This is a genomic window from Caballeronia mineralivorans PML1(12) (assembly GCF_001028175.1).
Classification (GTDB): Bacteria; Pseudomonadota; Gammaproteobacteria; order Burkholderiales; family Burkholderiaceae; genus Caballeronia; species Caballeronia mineralivorans.
This window is the reverse complement of sequence record NZ_AEJF01000290.1, coordinates 1-298: the sequence shown is the minus strand read 5'-3', so window position 1 is coordinate 298 and position 298 is coordinate 1. Positions and strand designations below refer to the sequence as shown.

Sequence of the window (298 nt, the reverse complement as noted above, 5' to 3'; positions counted from 1 at the left end):
CCGGAAGAAGAGAAGAAGCAGCGTCTGTATATTCTGCAAGAGCGCATTAATCAGCAAGCGATGGCGTGGAGCCGCCGGATGCTCGGCACCACCCAGCGTATTCTGGTAGAAGGTACATCGCGTAAGAGCATCATGGAGCTTTCCGGGCGTACGGAAAATAACCGCGTGGTCAACTTCGAAGGCACGCCGGATATGATCGGTAAATTCGTCGATGTAGAAATTACCGACGTCTACCCGAACTCTCTGCGCGGTAAAGTGGTGCGTACTGAAGATGAAATGGGTCTGCGCGTGGCAGAAA

General features: G+C 53.0%; 1 protein-coding gene. It reads left to right on the top strand.

Annotated elements, in window-relative coordinates; genetic code table 11:
* The coding region (locus EOS_RS42720) for a TRAM domain-containing protein (protein WP_047898295.1) at window positions 1–298 on the top strand (298 nt) is incomplete at both ends.